The sequence below is a fragment of the Dactylosporangium sp. NPDC000521 genome (assembly GCF_042898305.1).
GTDB lineage: Bacteria > Actinomycetota > Actinomycetes > Mycobacteriales > Micromonosporaceae > Dactylosporangium.
The window spans coordinates 242,573-264,059 of the sequence record NZ_JBIAYW010000004.1 but is presented as its reverse complement, the minus strand read 5'-3'; the positions used below and the strand labels follow the sequence as shown (position 1 = coordinate 264,059).

At 73.8% G+C, this 21,487-nt stretch carries 25 protein-coding genes and 1 pseudogene; 6 read left to right on the top strand and 20 right to left on the bottom strand.

The window, feature by feature from the left end; genetic code table 11:
- Window positions 1-8: 8 nt before the first annotated feature.
- A pseudogene (locus tag ACFY3L_RS15345) lies at window positions 9-197 on the top strand (hypothetical protein); the annotation flags it as partial.
- Between the two features lie 49 nt (window positions 198-246).
- Here the strand turns inward: ACFY3L_RS15345 and ACFY3L_RS15340 are convergent.
- The 8 genes from ACFY3L_RS15340 to ACFY3L_RS15305 all read right to left on the bottom strand — a co-directional run bounded on the left by ACFY3L_RS15340 (window position 247) and on the right by ACFY3L_RS15305 (window position 6,727).
- Entirely contained in the window at window positions 247-672 is a 426-nt protein-coding gene (locus tag ACFY3L_RS15340) for a S26 family signal peptidase (protein ID WP_389323117.1), read from the bottom strand.
- Complete coding sequence (locus tag ACFY3L_RS15335; RefSeq protein ID WP_389323115.1) at window positions 669-2,480, bottom strand: ABC transporter ATP-binding protein; 1,812 nt, start codon at window positions 2,478-2,480, stop codon at window positions 669-671. The genes ACFY3L_RS15340 and ACFY3L_RS15335 overlap by 4 nt, the downstream gene beginning before the upstream one ends.
- Window positions 2,477-3,001, bottom strand: a complete 525-nt coding sequence (locus ACFY3L_RS15330) for a TlpA family protein disulfide reductase (protein ID WP_389323113.1) — start codon at window positions 2,999-3,001, stop codon at window positions 2,477-2,479. The genes ACFY3L_RS15335 and ACFY3L_RS15330 overlap by 4 nt, the downstream gene beginning before the upstream one ends.
- Window positions 2,998-3,297 carry a hypothetical protein gene (locus ACFY3L_RS15325; protein ID WP_389323111.1) on the bottom strand — a complete coding sequence of 100 codons (300 nt, stop codon included), beginning with the start codon at window positions 3,295-3,297 and terminating at the stop codon, window positions 2,998-3,000. The genes ACFY3L_RS15330 and ACFY3L_RS15325 overlap by 4 nt, the downstream gene beginning before the upstream one ends.
- Before the next feature lie 37 nt (window positions 3,298-3,334).
- The gene (locus ACFY3L_RS15320) at window positions 3,335-3,532 is read right to left on the bottom strand and encodes a hypothetical protein (protein ID WP_389323109.1); all 198 of its coding nucleotides are present in this window, start codon (window positions 3,530-3,532) and stop codon (window positions 3,335-3,337) included.
- A gap of 109 nt (window positions 3,533-3,641) precedes the next feature.
- Window positions 3,642-4,583 (bottom strand): hypothetical protein, encoded by a 942-nt coding sequence (locus tag ACFY3L_RS15315; RefSeq protein WP_389323107.1) that lies wholly within the window; start codon window positions 4,581-4,583, stop codon window positions 3,642-3,644.
- Between the two features lie 285 nt (window positions 4,584-4,868).
- Window positions 4,869-5,876: a hypothetical protein gene (locus tag ACFY3L_RS15310; protein WP_389323105.1), complete on the bottom strand. Its 1,008-nt coding sequence runs from the start codon at window positions 5,874-5,876 to the stop codon at window positions 4,869-4,871.
- Between the two features lie 266 nt (window positions 5,877-6,142).
- Window positions 6,143-6,727 (bottom strand): hypothetical protein, encoded by a 585-nt coding sequence (locus tag ACFY3L_RS15305; RefSeq protein ID WP_389323103.1) that lies wholly within the window; start codon window positions 6,725-6,727, stop codon window positions 6,143-6,145.
- Between the two features lie 119 nt (window positions 6,728-6,846).
- Here ACFY3L_RS15305 and ACFY3L_RS15300 point away from each other — a divergent pair, with 119 nt between their 5' ends.
- Both ACFY3L_RS15300 and ACFY3L_RS15295 read left to right on the top strand, forming a co-directional pair.
- Complete coding sequence (locus ACFY3L_RS15300; RefSeq protein WP_389323101.1) at window positions 6,847-7,200, top strand: YciI family protein; 354 nt, start codon at window positions 6,847-6,849, stop codon at window positions 7,198-7,200.
- Window positions 7,197-8,414 carry an RNA polymerase sigma factor gene (locus ACFY3L_RS15295; protein ID WP_389324561.1) on the top strand — a complete coding sequence of 406 codons (1,218 nt, stop codon included), beginning with the start codon at window positions 7,197-7,199 and terminating at the stop codon, window positions 8,412-8,414. The genes ACFY3L_RS15300 and ACFY3L_RS15295 overlap by 4 nt, the downstream gene beginning before the upstream one ends.
- A gap of 19 nt (window positions 8,415-8,433) precedes the next feature.
- On the opposite strand, the gene ACFY3L_RS15290 is transcribed toward ACFY3L_RS15295, so the two are convergent.
- From ACFY3L_RS15290 to ACFY3L_RS15280, 3 genes are all read right to left on the bottom strand, one after another.
- Window positions 8,434-10,596, bottom strand: coding sequence for a molybdopterin-dependent oxidoreductase (locus ACFY3L_RS15290; protein ID WP_389324558.1), 2,163 nt, complete (start codon window positions 10,594-10,596; stop codon window positions 8,434-8,436).
- A 162-nt stretch (window positions 10,597-10,758) separates the two neighbouring features.
- Window positions 10,759-11,364 (bottom strand): MauE/DoxX family redox-associated membrane protein, encoded by a 606-nt coding sequence (locus ACFY3L_RS15285; RefSeq protein WP_389323099.1) that lies wholly within the window; start codon window positions 11,362-11,364, stop codon window positions 10,759-10,761.
- Window positions 11,365-11,389: 25 nt separating this feature from the next.
- A complete protein-coding gene (locus ACFY3L_RS15280) occupies window positions 11,390-11,548 on the bottom strand; it encodes a hypothetical protein (protein WP_389323097.1) in 159 nt (52 codons plus the stop codon).
- Between the two features lie 289 nt (window positions 11,549-11,837).
- Between ACFY3L_RS15280 and ACFY3L_RS15275 the strand changes: the two genes are divergently transcribed.
- The 3 genes from ACFY3L_RS15275 to ACFY3L_RS15265 all read left to right on the top strand — a co-directional run bounded on the left by ACFY3L_RS15275 (window position 11,838) and on the right by ACFY3L_RS15265 (window position 12,863).
- Window positions 11,838-12,146 (top strand): hypothetical protein, encoded by a 309-nt coding sequence (locus tag ACFY3L_RS15275; RefSeq protein ID WP_389323095.1) that lies wholly within the window; start codon window positions 11,838-11,840, stop codon window positions 12,144-12,146.
- The gene (locus ACFY3L_RS15270) at window positions 12,101-12,427 is read left to right on the top strand and encodes a hypothetical protein (protein ID WP_389323093.1); all 327 of its coding nucleotides are present in this window, start codon (window positions 12,101-12,103) and stop codon (window positions 12,425-12,427) included. Before ACFY3L_RS15275 ends, ACFY3L_RS15270 begins: the two co-directional genes overlap by 46 nt.
- A 223-nt stretch (window positions 12,428-12,650) precedes the next feature.
- Window positions 12,651-12,863 carry a S26 family signal peptidase gene (locus ACFY3L_RS15265; protein WP_389323091.1) on the top strand — a complete coding sequence of 71 codons (213 nt, stop codon included), beginning with the start codon at window positions 12,651-12,653 and terminating at the stop codon, window positions 12,861-12,863.
- A gap of 35 nt (window positions 12,864-12,898) precedes the next feature.
- Here the strand turns inward: ACFY3L_RS15265 and ACFY3L_RS15260 are convergent, their stop codons facing one another.
- The 9 genes from ACFY3L_RS15260 to ACFY3L_RS15220 are packed head-to-tail and all read right to left on the bottom strand — an operon-like array spanning window position 12,899 to window position 21,476.
- On the bottom strand, window positions 12,899-13,960 hold the full coding sequence (locus tag ACFY3L_RS15260) for a methyl-accepting chemotaxis protein (RefSeq protein ID WP_389323089.1): 1,062 nt from the start codon (window positions 13,958-13,960) through the stop codon (window positions 12,899-12,901).
- Window positions 13,961-13,997: 37 nt separating this feature from the next.
- On the bottom strand, window positions 13,998-14,369 hold the full coding sequence (locus tag ACFY3L_RS15255; protein ID WP_389323087.1) for a response regulator: 372 nt from the start codon (window positions 14,367-14,369) through the stop codon (window positions 13,998-14,000).
- On the bottom strand, window positions 14,347-14,634 hold the full coding sequence (locus ACFY3L_RS15250) for a hypothetical protein (RefSeq protein WP_389323085.1): 288 nt from the start codon (window positions 14,632-14,634) through the stop codon (window positions 14,347-14,349). Before ACFY3L_RS15250 ends, ACFY3L_RS15255 begins: the two co-directional genes overlap by 23 nt.
- Window positions 14,615-16,957, bottom strand: coding sequence for a chemotaxis protein CheA (locus tag ACFY3L_RS15245; protein ID WP_389323083.1), 2,343 nt, complete (start codon window positions 16,955-16,957; stop codon window positions 14,615-14,617). Before ACFY3L_RS15245 ends, ACFY3L_RS15250 begins: the two co-directional genes overlap by 20 nt.
- The gene (locus ACFY3L_RS15240) at window positions 16,954-17,343 is read right to left on the bottom strand and encodes a response regulator (protein ID WP_389323081.1); all 390 of its coding nucleotides are present in this window, start codon (window positions 17,341-17,343) and stop codon (window positions 16,954-16,956) included. The genes ACFY3L_RS15245 and ACFY3L_RS15240 overlap by 4 nt, the downstream gene beginning before the upstream one ends.
- Window positions 17,340-18,215, bottom strand: a complete 876-nt coding sequence (locus ACFY3L_RS15235) for a CheR family methyltransferase (protein ID WP_389323079.1) — start codon at window positions 18,213-18,215, stop codon at window positions 17,340-17,342. The genes ACFY3L_RS15240 and ACFY3L_RS15235 overlap by 4 nt, the downstream gene beginning before the upstream one ends.
- A complete protein-coding gene (locus tag ACFY3L_RS15230) occupies window positions 18,212-18,823 on the bottom strand; it encodes a HEAT repeat domain-containing protein (RefSeq protein ID WP_389323077.1) in 612 nt (203 codons plus the stop codon). Before ACFY3L_RS15230 ends, ACFY3L_RS15235 begins: the two co-directional genes overlap by 4 nt.
- 21 nt (window positions 18,824-18,844) lie before the next feature.
- Window positions 18,845-19,909, bottom strand: coding sequence for a chemotaxis-specific protein-glutamate methyltransferase CheB (gene cheB, locus ACFY3L_RS15225; protein WP_389323075.1), 1,065 nt, complete (start codon window positions 19,907-19,909; stop codon window positions 18,845-18,847).
- A 10-nt stretch (window positions 19,910-19,919) separates the two neighbouring features.
- Window positions 19,920-21,476 (bottom strand): chemotaxis protein CheW, encoded by a 1,557-nt coding sequence (locus ACFY3L_RS15220; protein ID WP_389323073.1) that lies wholly within the window; start codon window positions 21,474-21,476, stop codon window positions 19,920-19,922.
- Between the last annotated feature and the right edge of the window lie 11 nt (window positions 21,477-21,487).

Here is a 21,487-nt window from a genome sequence, read left to right as displayed (position 1 = left end):
CCGCAGCGGTCGGCGCCGCCCGCCCGGCGGTTTCGCAGCACCTGGCGAAGCTGCTGCTCGCGGGTCTGGTCCACACCCGGCGGGACGGCCGGAGGGCGCTCCACCCACCACCGCCCCATGCCCCGGATGATGGCGGCCCGCCGGACCATGGCGGTGTCGGGGATCTGCCACAACCCTACGAATTCACCCGCTGGTAGCAAGCCGCCGGCACCCCGGCCGGCCCGGCTCCGGTGGTCGCGCCGCGGGTCAGCGGGCGGTGGCGATGGTCCGCACGACCGTGGCGTGGACCGTGGTGAGCGGGGTCGGGCCGAACAGCCTGGAGTCCAGGCCGGGGCGGTCGCCGAGCACGACGATCATGCCGGCCGGGACCGGACCCGGCGCCGCCGACGGCACGTCCGGCGGGATGGGATCGCCCGCCACGGCGGCGACCCGCTTGACCAGCCACTGAGACGGAGCGGCCGCTCGCGGTCCACTGTGGACGACCTCGGCGCCGGGCGGTGGTGCGGTCGCGTCCGGGCGCCGCAGCACCACGATGTCGCCGCGCCGGGGATCGCGGCGGGTCCGCCGCCGCGCGAGGACGAGGTCGCCGTCGCGCAGCGCGGGTTCCATGCTGCCGCCGCGGACCGTCACCACGAGCCAGCGTCGAAGGAAGACCCGCAGCAGCCACGTCATGGCGACGCCGGGTCCAGGTCGTAACCGCTGGCCTGCAACCGGAACAGTGCCGCGTACCTGCCGCCGGCCGCCATCAGCGAGGCGTGCGTCCCCGTCTCCGCGATCCGACCGTCGGCGAGCACCACGATGCGGTCGGCGTCGCGGACCGTGTTGAGCCGGTGGGAGACCAGCACGCTGGTGCGGCCGTCGCGGTGGGCGGCGATCGTGCGGTGGATGCGGTGCTCGGCGGCGGCGTCCAGCCCGGAGCTCGGCTCGTCCAGGATCAGCAGCTCCCGCCGGCCGCGCAGCAACGCCCTGGCCAGCGCCAGCCGCTGCCACTGCCCGCCGGACAGCAGCACACCCTCCGGCCGGTCGTAGTCGACGAATGTGCGGGACAGCAGCGTGTCGTACCCGCCGGGCAGCGCCAGCAGCGTGTCGTGGATGCCGGCCCGCGCCGCCGGCTCCGCGAGCCGGGACGGGTCGGTGTCCAGGGTCGTGCGCCCGTCGGTGTCGCCGAGCGCGATGTTCTCCGCGGCCGTCAGCTCGTAGCACATGAAGTCCTGGAAGACGGCCGCCACCCGCCGGCGGAGCGCGTCGACGGGCAGGTCCCGCAGGTCGACGCCGTCCCAGCGGATCGCGCCGCGGGTCGGGTCGTACAGGCGGCACAGCAGTTTCACCAGGGTGCTCTTGCCCGAGCCGTTCTCGCCGACGACCGCCACCGCGCACCCGGGCGGGATGGTGACGCTGACGCCGCGCAGCACCCACGGATGCTCGTCGCCGTAGCGGAACCACACGTCGTCCAGGACGATCCCGGTCTCGCCGGCGGCCGGCGCACCCGTCGGCGCCGCGGGGTCCGGTGGGGTGGCCAGCAGCGCACGGTAGTGGTCGAACAGCAGCCCCGCGTGGTGGGCCAGGGCGAGGTACTGCACGCCGCCGGACAGCGCGGCCTGCACGCCGGCGACCGCGAGGATCACGGCGCCGACGTCACCGGCGCTGAGGCGGCCCGCGGCGGCCGCGACGAGCGTCCAGGCGACCGCGGCGCCGGCGGACAGGGCCGACAGCGCGGCGAGGGTCACCTGGCTGCCGAGCTCGGCCCGGTCCATGCGGCGGTACCCGGCGTTGACGGCGCGCAGCTCCGTGAGCATCCGGTGGCGCAGCAGGTCGCCGGCGCCGAACAGCCGCACCTCCTTGGCGGCGCTGAGGTCGGTGAGCAGGTCGGTGTAGAAGAGCTCCCGCCGCTCGGCCGGGCTGAGACTGAAGGTGAGCGCGGCCCGGCGCCGGCTCAGCCGCAGCTCCGCCACCAGCGCCGGAAGGGCGGCGGCGACGAGACCGGCGGCCAGCCACGGCGAGACGACGGCGACCGCGCCGGCCATCCCGGCGATCGTCACGACGGCCTGGGCGACGCCGAGGACGCTGTCGACGACCTGGCTCGGGCCGCCGTTCCCGGCCTGCTCGGCCATCCGCAGCCGGTCCCGGAACGCCGGGTCCTCGAGGGTCTGCAGCAGCGTGAACCGGCCGACGGCCGCGTAGAGCCGGTCCTTGGCGATGACGGCGACGGCGCGCCCGAGCTCCGCCTGGACGTGGCGCAGCACGGGCGGCCCGAGCGCGGCGAGCAGCCCGGCGGCGGCGAGGGCGGCGGCGACCGGCAGCACGGCCGGGGCCGCATCGCCCGCGACGACCCGGTCGATGCCGACCTTCGTCAGCCAGGCGGCGAGCGCCGGCAGCGCGCCGGACAGCAGGCGCGCGGCGACGTACCCGCACAGCAGCACCGGACGGGCCCGCCACGCGAGCAGCAGCGCCGCGCCGGCACGGGACAGCACGGCGGTCACGCCGGCACGGGCACCTGGTAGCCGACGGACTCGACGACACCCCCGTCCCGCACGAGCACGAACGCGGGGAAGCCCCGCACACCGAACGCGCCGGCGACCGGGCCCTCGGGGTCCTCCAGGATGACCGCGACGCCGCCGGCGCCGGTGAGCGCGCCGACGACAGGTGCCGGGTCGCCGCCGTCGTCGACGACGACCGCGAGGACGTCGCCGGGGTGCCGGGCCGCGGCCGCCCGGAAGTCGCCGAGCCGTTCATGGCAGGCGGGGCAGTCGGGTGAGAAGAACCCGATGAGGGTCTGGCCGGTGAGCGAGGACCGGTCGACCCGCCGGCCGTCCACAGTGGACGCGGAGAAGTCGGCGACGGGTTCGCCGACGGTCGCGGTCGACACCGGCGGCGGCTCGGCCAGGTCGCCGAGGCGGTTCTCGTACGCCCGCAGCCGGCGCACGACGCCGAGGACGACGACCAGGTTGAACAGGGTCAGCGCGGTGAGCAGCAGCACCGCGACGAGCAGCGCGGTGGTCACCGGCCCGCTCCCTTCGCCGGTGCCGGCGGGATGCTGAGCAGCGACACGATGTCCTCCAGCGACGCAGGGGTGAGCCCGGCGGCGCCACCGGCGACCGCGCGGATCAGGGGTGGGGCGGCGGTGCCGGGGCGGCCTTCAAGGAGCACGGCCGCGGTGGTGCGGGGGCGTCCCGGCCCCGGCCGCAGCGCGGCCGCGCTGCGCCGGAACCGGGTGAACGACCGGGATGAAACTTTCCCGGCGACCGCCATCGCGAACACGACGGCCAAGGCGCCGACGGCGACCGCGGTCACCGGCATCGGTGACCCGCCGGGGCGCGCCCGGCCGTCGTGTGGTTCAGCACGTGCCGGTGACCGTGCAGGAGTAGCAGTGGTTCGGCACGCCGGAGCAGCCGTACATGCACTTGCGGCGGTACCGCAGGCCACCCTTGCAGTAGCACGTCTCCCATTCGTACGCGCATCCCGCGTCCGCCTCCGTCGTCGGGGCGAGGCGCGCGAGCACGCGGTCGGCGAGCCGACCCATGGCTTGAACCATCGATGCATCCTTCCATCGGGGGATACCGATAGGCAGGTTGATCGATATCGGGCGTAGTGTCAATGGGAGCGTTCCCGGTGATGTTGCTCCTTGCGGCCCAGCGCGGTGCTCAGCCGTCCTGCATCGCGGGTGCGTCGCCGTGATCGAGCATGGCGAGGATCGCGTCGGGTTCGCCGGAGTCCGCCGTCACGCGGACCAGGTGCCGCTCGCCGCCGACCGCGGTGACCTCGACGTCGCGGAACACCTCGCCGGGCCGGCCCTGCGCGTACTCCTGCCGCTGCTCGGTGACGGACCGGTCCATGTCCTCGGCTGTGCTCCACGACGAGCACACGACGACCTCGGCCGGTTTGCCGGAGCCGGCGCCCTTGCGGTGCACACCGGCGGCGAGCACGTACGGCCGTTCGTCCCGGACCTGGGTCCGGATGTTCGCGGCGACCACATCACCGAGGCAGTCCGCCAGCGCGCGGATCGTCGGGTTCGCCGCGAGCGAGCGCACCGGGGCGGCCCGGACGTCGTCCCAGTTCGCGTCGTCGCCACCGATGAACAGATCGAAGCCTTCGCCGTGGACGCGTGGCAGGGCGAGAGGGAGGAACCGCAGGCCGTCCTCGGTGAGGGCCCGCGGGGCGACCTGGCCACGGCCGTCGTCCCGCCAGCCCACCGTGAACAGGTGGTCGGCGACCGCGACCGGGTCCTGCCCGCCGGCCACGAGGGTCACGTCGCGCAGCGGCGTCCCGGCGGTCACCACGTGTTCGCTGTTGTCCAGCCGGATGCCGTACGCGGCCAGGTCCGTGACCTCCGGCTGGAGCCGGGTGCTGCCGCGACCGATGAGCTTGCGCCAGTTCGCCGACCCACGCGGGAACCGTATCGCGACCGCCTCGTCGGCGAAGCGGATGTTCTTGCGGATGTCCTCGGTGTCGGCGAGGCGGCCCAGCGCCTTGACGAGCTCGGTTTCCTCGGCGGCGCGATTGTTGCAGGCGGCCGTGGTGCCGAGCAGGACCGCGCAGGACAGCAGCAGCGCGGGCACCCGGCGCCGCCGGAAGCGTGCGAACATACCGGCACTGTCTCGCCCCGTGCGTGCAGCGGACGTGCAGCCGGCGTGCCGGTCAGGCGTGCCGCATTCCCGGCACCTGACCTTCGATGAGCAGCTCGAACATGTCGCCGGGATCGTTCGAGTCCGACGTCGCGGAAGCGCTCGGCCAGGGCTCCGCCGCGCTCTTCGTCCTCCTCGTGCGCGTACTCGATGCATTCTTCCATCGGGGGGATACCGATAGGCAGGGTGGTCGATCTTGATCGCTATATCAATGGGAGCGTTCCTACCGGATGGGCGGACCGGCGGTCAGCTGTGATGCATGCCGGGTGCGTTGGCGTCGTCGACCATGGCGAGGATCGCGTCGGGTTCGCGGGAGTCCGCCGTCACACGGACCAGGTGCCGCTCACCGCCGACCGCGGTGACCATGACGTCGCGGAACACTTCGGCCGGCCGGCCCTGCGCGTACTGCTGCCGCTGCTCGGCGACGGAGCGGTCCATGTCCTCGGCCGTGCTCCACGACGAGCACACGACGACCTTGGCCGGTTTGCCGGAGCCGGCACCCTTCCGCTGCACACCGGCGGCGATCACGAAAGTCCGATCGTCGTGCGTGCGGGTCCGGAAGTACGCGGCGATTGCGTCGCCGAGGCAGTCGGCCAGCGCGCGGATCGTCGGGTTCGCCGCGAGCGAGCGCTCCGGAGCGACCCGGGCGTCGTCCCAGTTCGCGTCGTCGCCACCGACGAACAGATCGACGCCCTCGCCGTGCACGAGCGGCAGGGCGATGCTGAGGAACCGCATGTGCCAATCGTCGGTGAAGATCGGCGGGGCGACGAGGTCACCGTCTTCGGCCCGCCAGCCCGCCGCGAGCAGCTTGCCGGTGACCGCGGCCGGGTCCTGCCCGCCGGCGACGAGCGTCACGTCGCGCAGCGGGGTCCCGGCGGTCACGACGTATTCGCTGTTGTCCAGCCGGATGCCGTAGTCGGGCAGGATCTTGGTCTCCGGCCTGAGGCGGGCGCTGCCGCGACCGATGAGCGTGCGCCAGTTCACCGCCCGGTCGCTGGTCACGCGTGGGAACCGCAGCGCGACCGCCTCGTCAGCGAAGAGGATGTTCTTGCGGAAGTCCTCGGTGTCGGCGAGCCGGCTCAGCGCCTTGACGAGCTCGGTGTCGCCGCCGTCCGCACCCGGCGCTTCGACGGTCTCGGTGCCGCCGTCCGCGCCCGGCGCCGCCTCACGGTGATTGCAGGCGGACACGGTGCCGAGCAGGACCGCGCAGGACAGGAGCAGCGCGGGTATCCGGCGCCAGAAAAGTGCGAACATACCGGCACTGTGCCGCCCGGCGCGTGCAGCGGACGTGCAACCGGCATGCCGCCGTCGGGGCCGGTCAGCCGCGCCGCATCCCCGGCACCTGACCTTCGATGTGCAGCTCGAACATGTCGCCGGGATCGTTCGAGTCCGACGTCGCGCGGACCAGGTGCTGCTCACCGCCGAGCGCGGAGACCGTGACGTCGCGGAAGCGCTCAGCCAGCGCCCCGCCGCGACGAGCAGGTCACCGCCCTCGCCGTGCACCCGTGGCAAGGCAAGGATCAGGTACTGCAGCTCCCGCGGCTGGCTTTCGTCTCCGGCGGGGCGACCAGCGTGCCGTCGCCGGCGCGCCAGCCCGCCGCGACGAGGGTGCCGGTCACCGCGGCCTGGTCCTGCCCGCCGGCGACGAGCGTCACGTCGCCCAAAGGGACGCCGGCGGTCACGATGTAGTCGCTGCGGCCGGGCCGGACGTCGTAGACCGGCAGTGTGGCGGCCACGGCGCGAAGCCGGTAGCTGCCACGGCCGGCGAGGTCACGCCAGTTCACGGGTTTGTCACCGGTGCTGCCCGCGTGCTGCGCCAGGACCGCCTCATCCGCGAAATGGATGCTCGTGCGGAAGTTCTCGGTGTCCGCGAGACGGCCGAGCGCCGTCACGAGCTCTGTGACCGGCGGTGTCGACGGGGCCTCGCCCGCTGCCGGCGGTCTGGCTGCGACTCCGCCGACCTGCGACGGTGTGGCCGTTGCCCCGCCGGCCGGCGGCGGTGCGTCGCCGTCGTCGCAGGCGGTCAGGGCGGCCAGCGGCAGCAGGCACGACAGGATCAGGGCGGCCGCGCGGCGCCGCTGGAATAGTTGCGAACACGCCGTCACCTTGTCCGCCCACGCGTGCAGCCGGCGTGCAACCGGACCGGCCGCGCGATGTTTTCCGGGCCGGTTGTCGATTTCGGGCCGGTGACCGCGTCATGGTGGCATCGGACGAAGGAGGAGACATGCAGTACGCGCTGTTGCTCTACGGTGATGAACGGGTGTGGCAGGAGGCGGACGAGGCCGCCCGGCGCGAGATCTACGCCAGGCACGAGCGGTTCATGAAGCTGCTCGTCGAGCGTGGCGCGCTGGTCGGCGGGGCGGAGCTGGCGCCGACCGGGGCGGCGACAACGCTGCGGCGTGACGGCGCGGCGGTCAGCGTCACCGACGGGCCGTTCGCGGAGACGGCGGAGCAGCTGGCCGGGTTCTACCTGATCGAGGCGGCCGATCTGGACGAGGCGCTGGCGCTGGCCCGGGAGCTGCCGTCCGGGGTGGTCGAGGTGCGGCCGATGGTGCCGGGCCCGAAGGAGTCCAGCTGAGCGGAGCGGTCGAGCAGGCGTACCGGGAGCACTGGCCGCGCCTGCTCGCGCTGCTCGTCACCCGGCTGCGACGGTTCGACCTCGCCGAGGAGAGCCTGCAGGACGCGTTCGCGGCCGCGGTCGAGCGCTGGGATCGTGACGGCGTGCCGGCGAACCCGCCGGGCTGGTTGATGACTGCGGCGTGGCGGCGGGCGCTCGACCGGGTGCGGCGGGAGGAGGCGGACCGGGACCGGCTGCCGCTGCTGGTCGTCGACGCGCCCGGCACCGATGCCGGCGCCGGGGACGGGGACGGGGTCGGCGACGAGCGGCTGCGGCTGCTGTTCGCGTGCTGCCATCCGGCGCTGGCGCCCGACGCGCGGACCGCGCTGATGCTGCGCTTCGGGGCGGGCCTGACCACGGCCGAGATCGCGCGGCTGTGTCTGGTGCCGGAGCCGACGATGGCGGCGCGCCTGACCCGGGCGAAGAAGAAGATCGCGCAGGCCGGCATCCCGCTGCGGGCACCGGCGCCGGCCGACCTCGCCGGCCGCCTCGACGGGCTGCTGACGGCGGTGTACCTGCTGTTCAGCGAGGGTTACCGGGCCACCGGCGGTCCGGAGCTGCTGCGGCCGCGGCTGGCGCAGGAGGCGATCCGGCTTGGCTACGAGCTGGGCGTCCTGCTGCCGGACGAGCCGGAGCCGGTCGCGTTGCTGGCGCTGATGGTGCTGCAGCACGCCCGCCGCGACGCCCGCGTCGACGGTGACGGGCAGCTGGTCCGCCTGTCCGAGCAGGACCGGTCCCGCTGGCACCGGACCGAGCTGCGGCACGGCTTCGAGCTGCTGGCGTTCGTCCGCGACGACGAGGGCTCCGGCCGGTACGCGCTGGAGGCGCTCATCGCCGCCGAGCACGCGAGGGCGGCCACAGCGGAGGGCACCGACTGGGCGCGGATCGCCGGGCTGTACGAGCGGCTGGAGGCGCGCACCGGCTCGCCGGTCGTGCGGCTCAACCGGGCCGTCGCGGTCGCGGAGGCGGGCGACCCCGCGCTGGCGCTGGCGCTGACCGACGAGGCGGCCGAGCGGCTGCCCGGCCATCACCTCGTCCCGGCCGTGCGGGCGGAGCTGCTGCAGCGTCTCGGCCGGCCCGGCGAGGCCCGTGCGGCCTGGGACGAGTCGCTGCGGCTGGTGCGCACCGAACCCGAACGGCAGTACCTCCTGCGCCGGACCGCCTGCGGCCCGTGACGTGGTCGTGGCGGGGCGTTCAGGCGGCGGGGGAGACGGTCACCGGGATGCCGTTGAGGACGCTGTTGCCCGACAGCGGGTCGATGGCATGGTCGTCGGTGAGGATGTTGCTGTTGACCCCGGGTGTGGCGGCGGCGACCGAGGCTCGCGTGCCCGGCACGCCGTGCCCCCACCCGTGCGGCAGGCTCACCACGCCCGGCATGACCGTGTCGGTGATCTCGACGGCGACGGTGACCGTGCCGACGCGGGAGGCGACCGTGGCCCTGCCGCCGTCGGCGAGGCGCAGCGTGGCCGCGTCGTGCGGGTGGACCTGCAGCGTGCACCGGTCCTTGCCCTTCATCAGCGCCGGCACGTTGTGCATCCAGCTGTTGTTGGACCGCAGGTGCCGCCGGCCGACGAGGACGAGCCCGTCGCTCGGCCGGTCGAGGGCCGCCCGCAGCCGGTCGACGTCCTCGGCGATCGGCGCGGGGCACAGCTCGACCTGCCCGCTCGGGGTCCGCAGCACCTCCGGCACCCGCGGCCGCAACGGGCCCAGGTCGACGCCGTGCGGGTGGTCGAGGAGCTTCCGCAGCGTCAGCCCGTCCGGGTCGGCGCCGAAGCCTTCACCGTACGAGCTGAGCCGCAGCCGCACGTCGAGCAGCCGCTCCGCGGGTCCGTCGCCGCCGACGAGGCCCCGCAGCTCGGCGACGTCCCGGCCGTGGACCGGTGAGCCGGGGTCGTCGACGGCACGCTGCAGCAGCTGCAGAAGCAGGCGCTCGTGCTCCACCCCGGCGAGGCGGGCGAGGATGTCGGCCTCGTCCATGCCGCCGGGATCCTTCGGCAGCACGGGCGGTGAGTACGCGGCCGTGTTGCGCACGACGAGGGTCAGGAACGCGAAGTCGTAGTGGCCGACCCGGGCGGGGTCGGTCGGCGGCAGGATCACGTCGGCGTGCCGGGTGGTCTCGTTGAGGTACGGGTCGACGCTCACCATGAACTCGAGCCCGCCGAGCGCCGCGTCGAGCTGCCCGCTGTTGGGCGTGGACAGCACCGGGTTGCCGGCGACGGTGACGAGCGCCCGCACCTGCCCGTCGCCGGGGGTGGTGATCTCGTCGGCGAGGGTCGCGACCGGCAGCTCGCCCTTGACCTCCGGCAGGCCGCGGACCCGGCTGGTCCACCGGCCGACCCGGAAGCCCTTGCCGCCCGGTGCCGCGGCCTTCCGCGCGTGCGGCGCGAGCGGGAACATGACGCCGCCGGGCCGGTCGAGGTTGCCGGTGAGCACGTTCACGACGTCGACGAGCCAGCTGGTCAGGGTGCCGAACTCGACCGTGCAGGTGCCGATCCGCCCGTACACGGCGGCGGACGGCGCGGCGGCGAGGTCGCGGGCGAGCCGGCGGATGTCCGCGGCCGGCACCCCGCACGCGGCGGCGACGGTCTCGGGCGCGAAGTCCTTCGCGAGGACCGCGACCCGCTCCACGTCGCGGACGTGCCCCTCGAGGTGGCCGAGCGCGACGAGGTCCTCGTCGAACAGGGTGTGCACGAGCGCGAACAGCAGCAGCGCGTCACCGCCGGGCCGGATGAACACGTGCTCGTCGGCGACGGCCGCGGTCCGGGTCCGCCGCGGGTCCACGACGACGATCCGCCCGCCGCGGGCCTGGACGGCGGCGAGCCGCCCGGGGAAGTCGGGCGCCGTGCACAGGCTGCCGTTGGACTCCAGAGGGTTCGCGCCGATGAGGACGAGCAGGTCGGTCCGGTCGACGTCGGGCACCGGGATGGCGTCGGGGTTGCCGTACAGGTAGCCGCACGAGACGTGCTTCGGCATCTGGTCGACGGTGCTGGCGGAGTAGACGTTGCGGCTGGCGAAGGCCTTGACGAGCGGCCCGCCGTAGAGCGGCCCGGCCATGGTGTGGACGTTGGGGTTGCCGAGGTACACCGCGACCGCGTCCGCCCCGTGCCGCGCCCGCACCTTGGCCAGCCCGGCCGCGGCCGCGACGAACGCCTCGTCCCAGCTCACCTCGTGATGCCGGCCGTCGGCGCCGCGCAGCAGCGGGCGGCGCAGCCGGTCCGGGTCGTGGACCAGCTGCCCGAACGTGGCGCCCTTCGGGCACACGAACCCGGCGCTGAGCACGTGCTTCCGGTCGCCGCGCGCCGCCACGATCCGGTCGCCGGCGACGGTGAGCTCCAGCCCGCACACGGCCTCGCACAGCGGGCAGGTCCGAAGGCCGTCCGGGTCGCTTCACCGCTCATCATGCCCCACCACCGTTGGTCGAGGTTCGCCGTCGCGGTCAGCTTCACCCGTGAGACACGGTCCCGGCAAGCGGGCTACCGCGCCTGGACGGGCAGCTGCAGGTAGGAGGCGCGGCGGGGCTCAGCCGCGCCGGTCTTGACCGGTCCGCACGGACGGGCGGCGTACCGGGGCCGGCGCGAACAGGTCCACGAGGTCGTCCAGGCGGATCACCAGCAGGCCGCAGACGGCACCCGCCGTGAGCGCCACCGCCGTGCCGGCCGGATCGAGGTGCTGCGTCCGGGCCACGGCGACGCCGGCCGCCGCGACGCCGGCCGCCGCCAGCAGCAGCCCGTTGCGGACCAGATGGCGGGCGCTCAGCGGGCGCTCGGCCGCGCCGAAGCAGGCGCAGCGGGCGCCGGTGCCCCGGCGGACGACGAGCGCCACGCCGGTGGTGAGCACGGCCAGCAGGACGCCGGTCAGGGCGAGCACCACCATGACGAGGGGCCGCGCCGCCGGCCACCCACCGACCAGCACCACCACGGCCGCGCCGAGGCCCACCATCAGGCCGGCCTCGGCCACCGTGGCCACCGTGGCCACGGCGCTCACGTGGCCGGCCGGGACGAACGGCACGGGGCGCAGCGACTCCGCGAACGCCTGCTGAGCGGCGCGGCTGCGGAGCTTGCTCCAGGCGGAGGCGGCGAACACGCACCACAGCACCGCCAGCAACCCCAACGCGAGATACGACATCGTCCGATACCTTCCAGTGCGGTGGTCAACCGGCCACGCCGGTCACGGTGGTGAGCCGGGCGCGCACCTGCTCCGCGTCGGCGTCGCCGAGGTCGGCGAGGATCTGCCCGGCGACCCGCCACGCGGCCTGCGCGGCGTCCGGCCGGCCGGACGCCAGATGCGTGTCGCCGAGGTGGGTGAGCACCTTGGTCTCGTTGAACCGGTCGCCGGACCGGGAACCAGTCCAGGGCCACCCGGCAGATGAGCAGCTCGAGGGTGACCGGGCGGCCGGCGTCGGCGGCCAGCACCGCCAGGACGGGTCGCTGCTGCGGTGGCCCGGCGTACACCACGTGGTGGTCCAGCCGCAGTTCCACCGGCCCGAGCAACCGAATCTCCATGCCACCGCCCCCGTTGGCAGCGCCCGGCGTCAATGCCTGACTCAGCGATGTCTATCTAACACTCGTGCTGGCCGGATGCCAACAATCGTGGCCGCGATGGCCGGTGTGCAGGCGTCCCTGGGTACGGTCGTCTCGGCCGGGGTGATGGCCTACGAACACCTGCTGATGTTCCACCACTACGTCGCGGTGGTCACCGCCGAGCCCGACCTGCCGGTGCCTGCATCGCCCCGCCCGCTGCCACGGCTGCGCCGGGGGATCGAGCTGCGCGACGTTTGGTTCCGCTACAGCCCCGACCATCCGTGGGTGCTACGCGGGCTGAACCTGACCATTCCGTGCTGTCCGGCGGCCAGTGGCAGCGGGTGGCGCTGGCGCGGGCGTTCCTGCGCCGCGACCGGGACCTGCTGATCCTGGACGAGCCGAGCGCGGGGCTGGACCCCGAGGCGGAGCACCAGGTGCACACCCACCTGCGTACCCTGCGGGCCGGGCGGACCAGCCTGGTCGTGTCGCACCGGCTCGGCGCGGTCCGCGACGCCGACCGGATCGTGGTGCTGGCCGACGGCGTCATGGCCGAGGAGGGCACCCACGCCGACCTGGTCGCCGCGGGCGGTGGGTACGCGCGGCTCTTCGCCCGCCAGGCCGCCGGCTACCGCGACGGCGACGTGACGGCCGCGGTGGTGACCGGATGATGTGGATCCCGCTCACCGTGGCGGTGCCGGCCGCCGTCGTCGCCATGTGGTGGCTGCGCCGGCGGTACCTGACGGTCACCGTCGACGGCCCGAGCGTGCTGCCCACGTACCGGTCGGGCGGGCGGCTCCTGGTGCGCAGGATCGCCCCCGAAGCGCTGCGTACCGGCCAGGTGGTGGTGTTCGAGGCATCGCCCCCACCTCCGCCCGCGCCCCAGCGACCGGCGTGGATCGTCAAGCGGGTGGCCGCCAGCCGGACGACCCGATCCCGCGCGACACGGTGGCCGCGCTCCGCGCCGCGCCGGGCAGCCACGTGCCCGCCGGCCGCGTCGTGCTCCTCGGCGACAACCTCGCGCTGTCCCACGACTCCCGCCGCTCCGGCTACTTCACCACCGACCGCCTCCTCGGCGTCGTCGTCCGCCGCATGGGCGCACCATAGGACGCCGCGAGATCGGGGTGGGCGCGGGCCGGGGCTCAGAACAGTTCGATCGCAGCCGTCGCCGGAGTGTTGGTGGTGGCGGCCGTGCCGACGGTGGCGCCGTGGGTGGTGCGTTGCTGGGCCATGACGTGGCGGCGCTGGAGGTCCTCGACGTCGAGGACGCGGCGCAGGAGCTCGTCGGCGGGAAGCTCCTCGTTGGCGTAGCGGCGCATGTCGTCGGCGGCGCGGCGCACGTCGACCACGGCCTCGGTGACGTGCTCGATCATCTGGCGGCTGATGTCCTGGAACTGCACGTGCCCGACGGCGCCGGTGGTCTCGGCGGTGAGGGCGTCGGAGCTGTACCGGACGTCCTCGGCGGCCTGGACGGTGTCGTTGAGGGCCTGCTCGATCATGCCGGCGACGCCCCGCTGCGCGTCGGCGATGCCGGCGAGGCGGCGGGTGATGGCGGTGTCGGCGCCGACGGTGTCGGTGGCCTGGTCGGCGACCCGGTCGAAGCCGGTGTCGTCCTGCAGGACGGCGTCGAGGCGGGCGGTGAGGTCGGCGATGCTGGCGCCGATGCCACCGGCCGCGTCGGCGGAGCGCTCGGCGAGCTTGCGGACCTCGCCCGCGACGACGGCGAAGCCGGGGCCGGACTCGCCGGCGCGGACGGCCTCGATCATGGCGTTGAGGGCGAGGATGTTCGTGGCCCGGCTGACCTCCTCGATGGCCGCTACGTGACTGCGCATGTCGCGGATCTGCTCGACGAGGGCACGGACCTGGCGGTCGCGGGCGATGAAGTACCGCACGAGCCGGTCGACCAGCTGCGCGTTGGCCTCGGCCGCCTCGCCGACCTGCCGGCGGGTGTGCTCGAGCGCACCCGCCAGCCCGGAGACCTTGCCGGCGGTCTGTTCGGCGAGCTCGTCGACCCGGACGAGCCGCGCGACGATGGACTCGGCCGCCTCGGCGGTGTGCTCGACGACGTCGTCGAGGTGGGCGTTGATGACGTCGCAGTAGGCCGGTAGCGGCGCCATCGCCTCACCGACGACGGCGCGGACGGAGCCGTTGTCGGCGGATCCGTCCGGCCGTTTCGCGGTGAGCCGCGCCCTGAGCGATGTCACGTGGTGTTCCCTTCGGCAGTCGATGGGCGGGCCGCCGTCACGCGTTGGGCATGACCTGCTTGATGACGCCCAGGAGCTGGTCGGGCGCGACCGGCTTGACCAGCCAGCCGGTGGCGCCGGCGGTCTTGGCCTCGGTCCGCTTGGACTGCTCGGACTCGGTGGTGAGCATGAGGATCGGGGTGAAGCGCATGCCCGCGGACTTGCGGGCCTCGCGGGTGAAGGAGATGCCGTCCATCTGCGGCATGTTCACGTCGCTGATGATGAGGTTCGGGCGCAGCCCGGCGCTCAGCTTGTCCAGCGCCTCCCGGCCGTGCCCGGCCGTCTCGACGGAGTATCCGGCCTTGGTCAGGATGGTCTTCAGGCTCATCAGCATGGTGGCGGAGTCGTCAACCAGCATCACCGTCGTCATCGTCGTTCTCCTCGTGTTCAGCGGCCTTTGGCGGTTCGAGCGCCGGCAGCAGCTGGGTGGTGAGGAAGCTGTCGACCGGCGTCGCGGATAACTTCGGCCCGAACGCCAAGATCGCCTGGAAAGCGGCGGTATGCAGATGGTTGCAGTTGCGCAGGTCGACCCGGGCCTCTGGGGTACGCCGCAGCCAGGCCACGAGCTCCTCCACCTCCTCCACGGTCACCGCCTCGCTGAGCACGGCGGTGCGCTCACGCAGCTCGAGCGCCAAGGCTGAGCACCTCCTTCAGGTTCAGCACGAGCAGGACGAGCCCGTCGCCGAGCAGCGCGGTGCCGACGAAGTGGCCGGCGTTGCTGAGCAGGCCCTCCATCGGTTTGAGGATGACGTCGACCTCGCGGTGGAAACGCTCGACGAGCAGGCCGACGCTGCCGCCGCCGACGCTGACCACGAGGATCGCCCGGTCGGCGCCGGGGTCGGGGGTCCAGGGCAGGCCGAGCTCGGCGGCGAGGTCGACGACGGGCACGACCTGGTCGCGCAGGACCACGACGTCCTGGTGCAGGACCCGCCCGACGTCGTCGCGGGGCACCCGGACGGTCTCCACGACGAGGTCGACGGGGACGCCGAAGCGCTGCCCGGCGACGCTGATCACCATGACCTGCGTGACGGCCATCGACAGCGGCAGCCGCAGCCGGGTGACGGTGCCCGCCCCGCGCTCGGAGCGCATCGTCACCGTGCCGCCGAGCCGCTCCACGCTGGCCCGCACGGCGTCCATGCCGACGCCCCGCCCGGACAGGTCCGACACCTGCTCGGCGGTGGAGAAGCCGGGCTGGAAGATCAGGTTGACCGCGTCGGCGTCCGGCATCGTCTCCAGCTGCTCCTCGCCGATGAGGCCACGCTCGTACGCCTTCTGCCGGACGCGGACCGGGTCGATGCCGCGGCCGTCGTCGGTGACCTCGACCACGACGGCGTCGCCGTCGGCGACCGCGGACAGCGTGATCGACGCCTGCGGCGGCTTGCCGGCGGTGGTGCGCTCGTCGGGTGTCTCGATGCCGTGGTCGAGGCTGTTGCGCACGAGGTGCACGAGCGGGTCGGCGAGGGCCTCGATGACGTCCTTGTCGGCCATCGTGTCCTCGCCCTCGGTGACCAGCTCGATGCGCTTGCCGAGCCGGCGGCTCAGGTCGCGCACGAGCCGCGGGAACCGGGAGAAGGACACCGACAGCGGGAGCATCCGCACGTCCATGACGGCCGACTGCAGCTCCTCGGCGATGCGGTGCAGCCCGGCGTACTGGTCCTTGATACGCCGCCCCATGACGCGGCTGCCGAACTCCTCCTCGGCGGCCTCGGCGAGGTACGTGAGGCCGTTCTTGGCCACGTTGAGCTCGCCGACGAGCTCCATGAGCCGGTCCACCTTGGCCTGGTCGACCTTGAGCACCCGCGTGCCGACCTGTCCGGTCTCATGGTCGGGCTCGGCGGCGCGCCGGTCGGCCGGCCCGGTGCGCCGGTCGGCCGCGGCGCCGGTCATGGGAGAGCCGGCCGTGGGGGAGCCGTCCGCGGCGGCAGGGCCGGCCGCACGAACCCGGCCGATGAGGCCGTCGACGATGCCGGCCAGCTCCGGCACGCCGGCGTCGTCGACGTCGACGACGGCGCCGATACTGCGGGCCGCGCCGGCCACGACCCGGCCGATCGAGCGCAGGTGCGGGCCGTCCGGGGCGGGTCCGGCGAGCGTGGCCCGGGCCGCCTCCAGGACACCCAGCGCGTCGGTGGCGCCCTCGGCCGGCGGCGCGGCGGGCAGGTCGGTGTCCGGCGGGGGCGGGGTGGCCAGCGCCGTGGCGTCCAGCTCGACGATCTCCACCTGTTCGATGACGTAGCGCAGCACGTACCCGATCTCGGCGACCGACGCGCGGGTGGCCACGACGAAGCCGAGCCTGCAGGCGTACTCGTCGTAGTCGTCCGGGGCCGGCCACGCGTCGGGGCGCAGCACCCCCAGGCGCTCCAGGGCCGGGATCTGCCGGATGAACAGCAGCGGGTCCTCGCCACGGAAGAAGCAGCCCTCGTCCGGCTGGTAGCACACGAAGCGCATGGTGGCCGACGTGACCCGCAGCCAGTCGACGAGCCCGGCGACGGCCGGCTCGCCGAGCGCGGTGATCCACGCCGGGGCGTGCGTCGCCAGGGCGGCCGGCCGCACCGCCGCCGCGGCCGGGGCGGTGCCCCCGCCGATCGGCGCCCGCAGGGCCACGACGAGCGCGGCGGCGTCGGCGTGCGCGGTGCCGGGCAGCTGCTCGTGGACGGTGACGTGGGCGAGCCAGCCGCGGATGAGGTCGAACGCGGACAGCAGCGCGTCGGTCATCGTCGGGTCCAGCCGCACCCGGCCGGCGCGGACCGCGTCGAGCAGGTCCTCGGCGGCGTGCGTCAGGCTGGTCAGCTCCGGGAAGTCGAAGAGCCCGGAGGAGCCCTTCAGCGTGTGCGCGGCCCGGAACACGTCGTTGATGCGGTTCGGGTCGTCGGGGCTGAGCTCCAGCTGCAGCAGGCCGTCACCGACCTGGGAGAGCAGGTCGTCGGCCTCGGCGAGGAACTGAGCGAGCAGTGGATTCACAGCGGCGCACCGGAGAGCATGGTGGCGACCCGGACCAGCCGGGCGGCGTCGACGGGTTTGACGAGGTACAGGTTGGCGCCGGCCCGGTAGGCGCGGTCGGCGTCGCCGGGGCTGTCCTCGGTGCTGATCATGACGATGGGCGCGGACGTGGCGACGGTGTCCCCACGCAGCGCCTCGACGCACGCGTAGCCGTCCATCTTCGGCATGTTGACGTCGACGACGAACAGGTCGAAGGGGCTGACCATCGCGGACTCGACCGCCTCCAGGCCGTTGGCCGCCTGCTCGACGCGGAAGCCGGCGTCGGTCAGCAACCGGCTGTGGTACATCCGGACCGTGGCGGCGTCGTCGACCACCAGGACGCGGGCGGCGTCGGCGGTCTCATTCATGGGCGTGCTCCCATCGGTCGCTGGTATGCGATGCCCTGCGGCAGGCGGTGCGGGGTGAAGATCGGTGAGATGCGGCTCATCGACTCGGCGTGGCCGAGGAAGAGGAACCCGCCTGGCCGCATCGCGCCGAAGAGGTTCTCGGCGGCCCGGCGGCTGGACAGCTCGTCGAAGTAGATGAGCACGTTGCGGCAGAAGACGATGTCGAAGTCGGTGAACGAGCGCATCGAGGGCGTGTCGCAGACGTTCATCCGGTGGAACGTCACGGCGTCGCGGATGCCCTGGTCGATCTGGAACCGGCCGGCGCCGACCGCGTGGAAGTACTTGGCCAGCCACGGTTTCGGCACCCGTTGCAGGGACCGCTCGCCGTAGCTGCCGTGCCGTGCGCGGTCCAGCACGTCGCTGTCGATGTCGGCGGCGTGGATCTCGACGTCGACGCGGTCGATCGGCGGCCACTCCTCCAGCAGCCGCATGGCGATCGAGTACGGCTCCTCGCCGGTCGAGCACGGCAGCGACAGGATCCGGATCGGCCCGTTCGGGCGGCCCGCCTGCGTGGCGGCGGCGAGCACCTGCGGCAGCACCGGGTCGAGCAGCGCGTCGAACTGGTAGTCCTCGCGCATGAAGTACGTCTCGTTGACCGTGAGCTGGTTGGTGAGCTCCTGCAGCAGTTCGGGCCGGTCGCCGACGCGCAGCGAGCTGAACCAGGCGGCGAAGTTGTGGTGGCCCGACGCGCGGACGCACGCCTCGATGCGCTTGTCGACGAAGTACCGCTTGCCCGCGGTGAACTGGATGCCGGTCCGCTTGTAGAAGTACTCCCGGAACCGTTCGAACTCCGCGGTGCTGAGCCGGAAGTCCTGCGCTGCGGCACTCGTCATGTCTCCACCTCCGCCAGCGCAGGCAGGGCGGCGTCGATCGTGAAGTGCAGGAACGGGTCTTTCGGGAAGCGCTCCCGGGCGGACCGCAGCACGGCGGCGTGCTGCGGCCCGGCCATCGGCAGGAGCGCGTCGATCGCTGCGGCGACGACGTTGGCGTGCTGGTCGGTCGCGACGATCTCGGCGAGCCAGTCGGCCGTCCCGGGGTGGGGCAGGTCGGCGAGGACCATCGCCGTCATGATCCGCACGTCGTGGTCGGGGTCGGCGAGCAGCGCTGGCAGCAGCGCCGGCACGGAGGCGGGCATCGTGGCGAGGGCGCCCGCGACCGCGATGCGCAGCGCCGCGTCGTCGCTGGACAGGTGCGGCACGAGGCCCGCGGCGACGTCGGCGTGGTCGATCGCGGCCAGGGTGGTCAGCACCGCGTCCCGCACCGCGAGGTCGGTCTCCGCCGGCACCCGGGCGAGCAGCGCGGGCACGGCCTCGGCGTGCCCGTCGAGGTCGAGCGCCGCCCGCCGGCGCTGCTCGGCGTCGGGGTCGGCGAGCCGGTCCTGCAGTGTGCCGGGGTCGACTTCCTGGGTGTCTCCGGCGGCTTGGCGTCGTACCAGTCCCATGTTGCTGTCCCTTCGGGGCGGTCAGGCGGCCCACTCGGCGATGCGGCCGGCGATGGCCGGCGCGGGCAGGACCTCGGTGGCGCCGCCGCGGCGGGCCAGTTCGCCGGGCATGCCCCACACCACGGCGGTCGCCTCGGCCTCGGCGATGGTGCGCCCGCCGGCCTGCCGGACCGCGGCCATCTGCTCGGCGCCGTCGTCGCCCATGCCGGTGAGCAGTGCGCAGACGAGCCGGGTGGGGTCGCAGCAGCGCAGGGCCGACGCGACGAGCCGGTCCACGCTGGGGTGCCAGCGGTGGTCCGCGCTCTCCGGCACCGACTTCACGACGAGGCCGTCGGTGCGCCGGGCCACGAGGACGTCGGCGTCGCCGCGGCCGATGTAGATGTTGCCCGGGCGGACCGGGGTGATCCGGGTGACCTCGTGGACCCGCAGCTGGCAGATCTCGTCGAGCCGGCGGGCGAGCGGTGCGGTGAAGCTGGCCGGGATGTGCTGGGCGACGACCACCGGCGCCGCCAGCGTGCCCGGGAGCTGCGGCAGCAGCTCCGACAGCAGGGCCGGCCCGCCGGTGGAGGAGCCGATCAGGATCAGCTCCACGCGTCCCGTGCGGGTCCGCGATGGCGGCGGTGCCTCGGCCGTCGTCTGTTCCCGTTGTGCCTGCAGCCGGCGGGTGAGGCCGCGGGCCCGGCTGGGCCGGGCGGCCGCCGCGGTCCGGACCTTGCCGATGAGCTCCTCTTCGACGTCGGCGACGTTGAGCGACACGGTGCCGCCCGGCTTGGGCACGTAGTCGACCGCACCCAGCTCCAGCGCCTCCAGGGTGACCAGCGCGTTGTGCTCGGTCAGCGAGGAGACCATGACGACCGGCCGCGGCTGTTCGCGCATGATGTGGGCCAGGCAGGTGAGGCCGTCCATCTCCGGCATGTTGATGTCGAGGGTCACGACGTCGGGTTCGACGCGCTCGATCTGCTCGAGCGCGTCGACCCCGTTGCGTGCGGTGTGCACCTCGAACCCGCCGGCGTCGACGAGCATCTGCTTGAGCATCCTGCGCATGAGCGCCGAGTCGTCGACGACGAGCACCGTCTTGGCGGCCATGGTCCGGTCCTCAGACGGTGGCCAGGTCCTGCTCGGCGACGACGTCGGACAGCGCCGCCGTGTCCGCCGCGCCGAGCAGCTGGTCGACCTGGACGAGCAGCAGCATCCGTTGCCGCTGATACAGATTCGCCACCCGGGACACGACCTTCGCCTGCTCGGGCGACAGCTCCGGGGCGGGCTCCAGCGCGGCCCGGGGGACCCGCGCCACCTCGGCGACCGAGTCGACGATGAAGCCGGTGCGCAGCCCGCCGAGGATCAGCACGATGATGCGCTGCCGTTCGTCGCGGGCCGCCCGGGATACGCCGAGCCTGGTCCGCAGGTCGACGACGGGCAGCACGGTGCCGCGGAGGTTCACGAGCCCTTCGACGAAGTTGTACGTCTTCGGCACGTGGATCAGCGTCTCCGGCACGCGGATGATCTCCTGGACCGCGTCGACGTCGACGGCGTACTCCTCCTCGTCGAGCCGGAAGACGACGAACAGCTCCTCGTCGCCGCGCCCGTCGTCGGCCATGTCCTGCTCCTCGGTCTGTTCCGGTGACAGCTCGCCGTCCTGCCGCTGCTGCAGCTCCTGCCGGACCTCCGGCGAGTCGAACATGCGGTTGACGCTGAGCACGGACACCAGCCGCTTGCCCCCTTCGAGGCGGCACACCGACTCGACCTCGGTGGCGCGCCCACCGGCCGCGACCACGCCGGGCAGCGGCGCGACGAGCTCGTGCGGGACCCGCAGGACCTCCCGCACGGTGTCCATGACGACGCCGACGACGCCGCCGTCCAGCGACACCACCACGATGCGGTTCTGCGGCTCCAGCTCGGCGGCCGGCAGCCCGAACACCCGGCGCATGCTGACCACCGGGAGCAGCCGCCCCCGCAGGTCCATCACGCCGAGCACCTTCGACGCCGCGTTGGGCACGTGGCTGACCGCGTCCGGCGCCTGCACGATCTCCTGCACCTGGTCGATGGGCAGCGCGTACTCCTGGCCCTCGACCGCGAAGCTGACCAGCTCCAGGGTGTCGTCGCCGTCGTCCTCGGCCGTCTGGCCGTCCTCGCGGGCGGTGGCCGAGGCGGTGTCCGACCCGGCGCGCGCCGCGGCGGCGACGCCGGCGAACTGGGCGCCGATCAGCTCGTCCACGTCGAGGATCGACGTCATGGCACCGTCGTCGCTCTTGATGACCCCGACCAGGACGTCGGAGCTCACGGTCGCCTGGACCGACTCGGCCGGCTCGACGGCGCCGGGGTCGACGCTGATCACGCTGGCGACCCGGTCGACCACGAACCCCAGCGGCACGCCGCTGTCCACGACGACCACGCGGGTCGTCTCGTCGTGCGCCGTCTGCTCCAGGTCGCAGCAGCGGCGCAGGCTCACCACCGGCAGCACCCGGCCGCGGAGGTTGGCCAGCCCCTCCAGGCTCGGCGGCCCGAGCGGCACCTTCACCACGCTGGGCATCCGGATGATCTCTTGCACGCGGCTCATCGGGAACGCGTAGCGTTCGGCCGCCATGTCGAAGGTGACGTAGTCAGCGCTGTCGTCGTCGACAGTGCCCGCGTCGGGGTCCGCGTCGAGCGTCATGTCTCTGTCCT

What these genes read in the sequence shown, in the direction of transcription:
- ACFY3L_RS15340 (WP_389323117.1), bottom strand. Translation starts at nt 672, where the DNA reads ATGACGTGGCTGCTGCGGGTCTTCCTTCGACGCTGGCTCGTGGTGACG.
- ACFY3L_RS15325 (WP_389323111.1), bottom strand. Translation starts at nt 3,297, where the DNA reads ATGCCGGTGACCGCGGTCGCCGTCGGCGCCTTGGCCGTCGTGTTCGCG.
- ACFY3L_RS15320 (WP_389323109.1), bottom strand. Translation starts at nt 3,532, where the DNA reads ATGGTTCAAGCCATGGGTCGGCTCGCCGACCGCGTGCTCGCGCGCCTC.
- ACFY3L_RS15315 (WP_389323107.1), bottom strand. Translation starts at nt 4,583, where the DNA reads ATGTTCGCACGCTTCCGGCGGCGCCGGGTGCCCGCGCTGCTGCTGTCC.
- ACFY3L_RS15310 (WP_389323105.1), bottom strand. Translation starts at nt 5,876, where the DNA reads ATGTTCGCACTTTTCTGGCGCCGGATACCCGCGCTGCTCCTGTCCTGC.
- ACFY3L_RS15300 (WP_389323101.1), top strand. Translation starts at nt 6,847, where the DNA reads ATGCAGTACGCGCTGTTGCTCTACGGTGATGAACGGGTGTGGCAGGAG.
- ACFY3L_RS15285 (WP_389323099.1), bottom strand. Translation starts at nt 11,364, where the DNA reads ATGTCGTATCTCGCGTTGGGGTTGCTGGCGGTGCTGTGGTGCGTGTTC.
- ACFY3L_RS15275 (WP_389323095.1), top strand. Translation starts at nt 11,838, where the DNA reads ATGGCCGGTGTGCAGGCGTCCCTGGGTACGGTCGTCTCGGCCGGGGTG.
- ACFY3L_RS15255 (WP_389323087.1), bottom strand. Translation starts at nt 14,369, where the DNA reads ATGACGACGGTGATGCTGGTTGACGACTCCGCCACCATGCTGATGAGC.
- ACFY3L_RS15240 (WP_389323081.1), bottom strand. Translation starts at nt 17,343, where the DNA reads ATGAATGAGACCGCCGACGCCGCCCGCGTCCTGGTGGTCGACGACGCC.
- ACFY3L_RS15235 (WP_389323079.1), bottom strand. Translation starts at nt 18,215, where the DNA reads ATGACGAGTGCCGCAGCGCAGGACTTCCGGCTCAGCACCGCGGAGTTC.
- ACFY3L_RS15230 (WP_389323077.1), bottom strand. Translation starts at nt 18,823, where the DNA reads ATGGGACTGGTACGACGCCAAGCCGCCGGAGACACCCAGGAAGTCGAC.
- cheB (WP_389323075.1), bottom strand. Translation starts at nt 19,909, where the DNA reads ATGGCCGCCAAGACGGTGCTCGTCGTCGACGACTCGGCGCTCATGCGC.
- ACFY3L_RS15220 (WP_389323073.1), bottom strand. Translation starts at nt 21,476, where the DNA reads ATGACGCTCGACGCGGACCCCGACGCGGGCACTGTCGACGACGACAGC.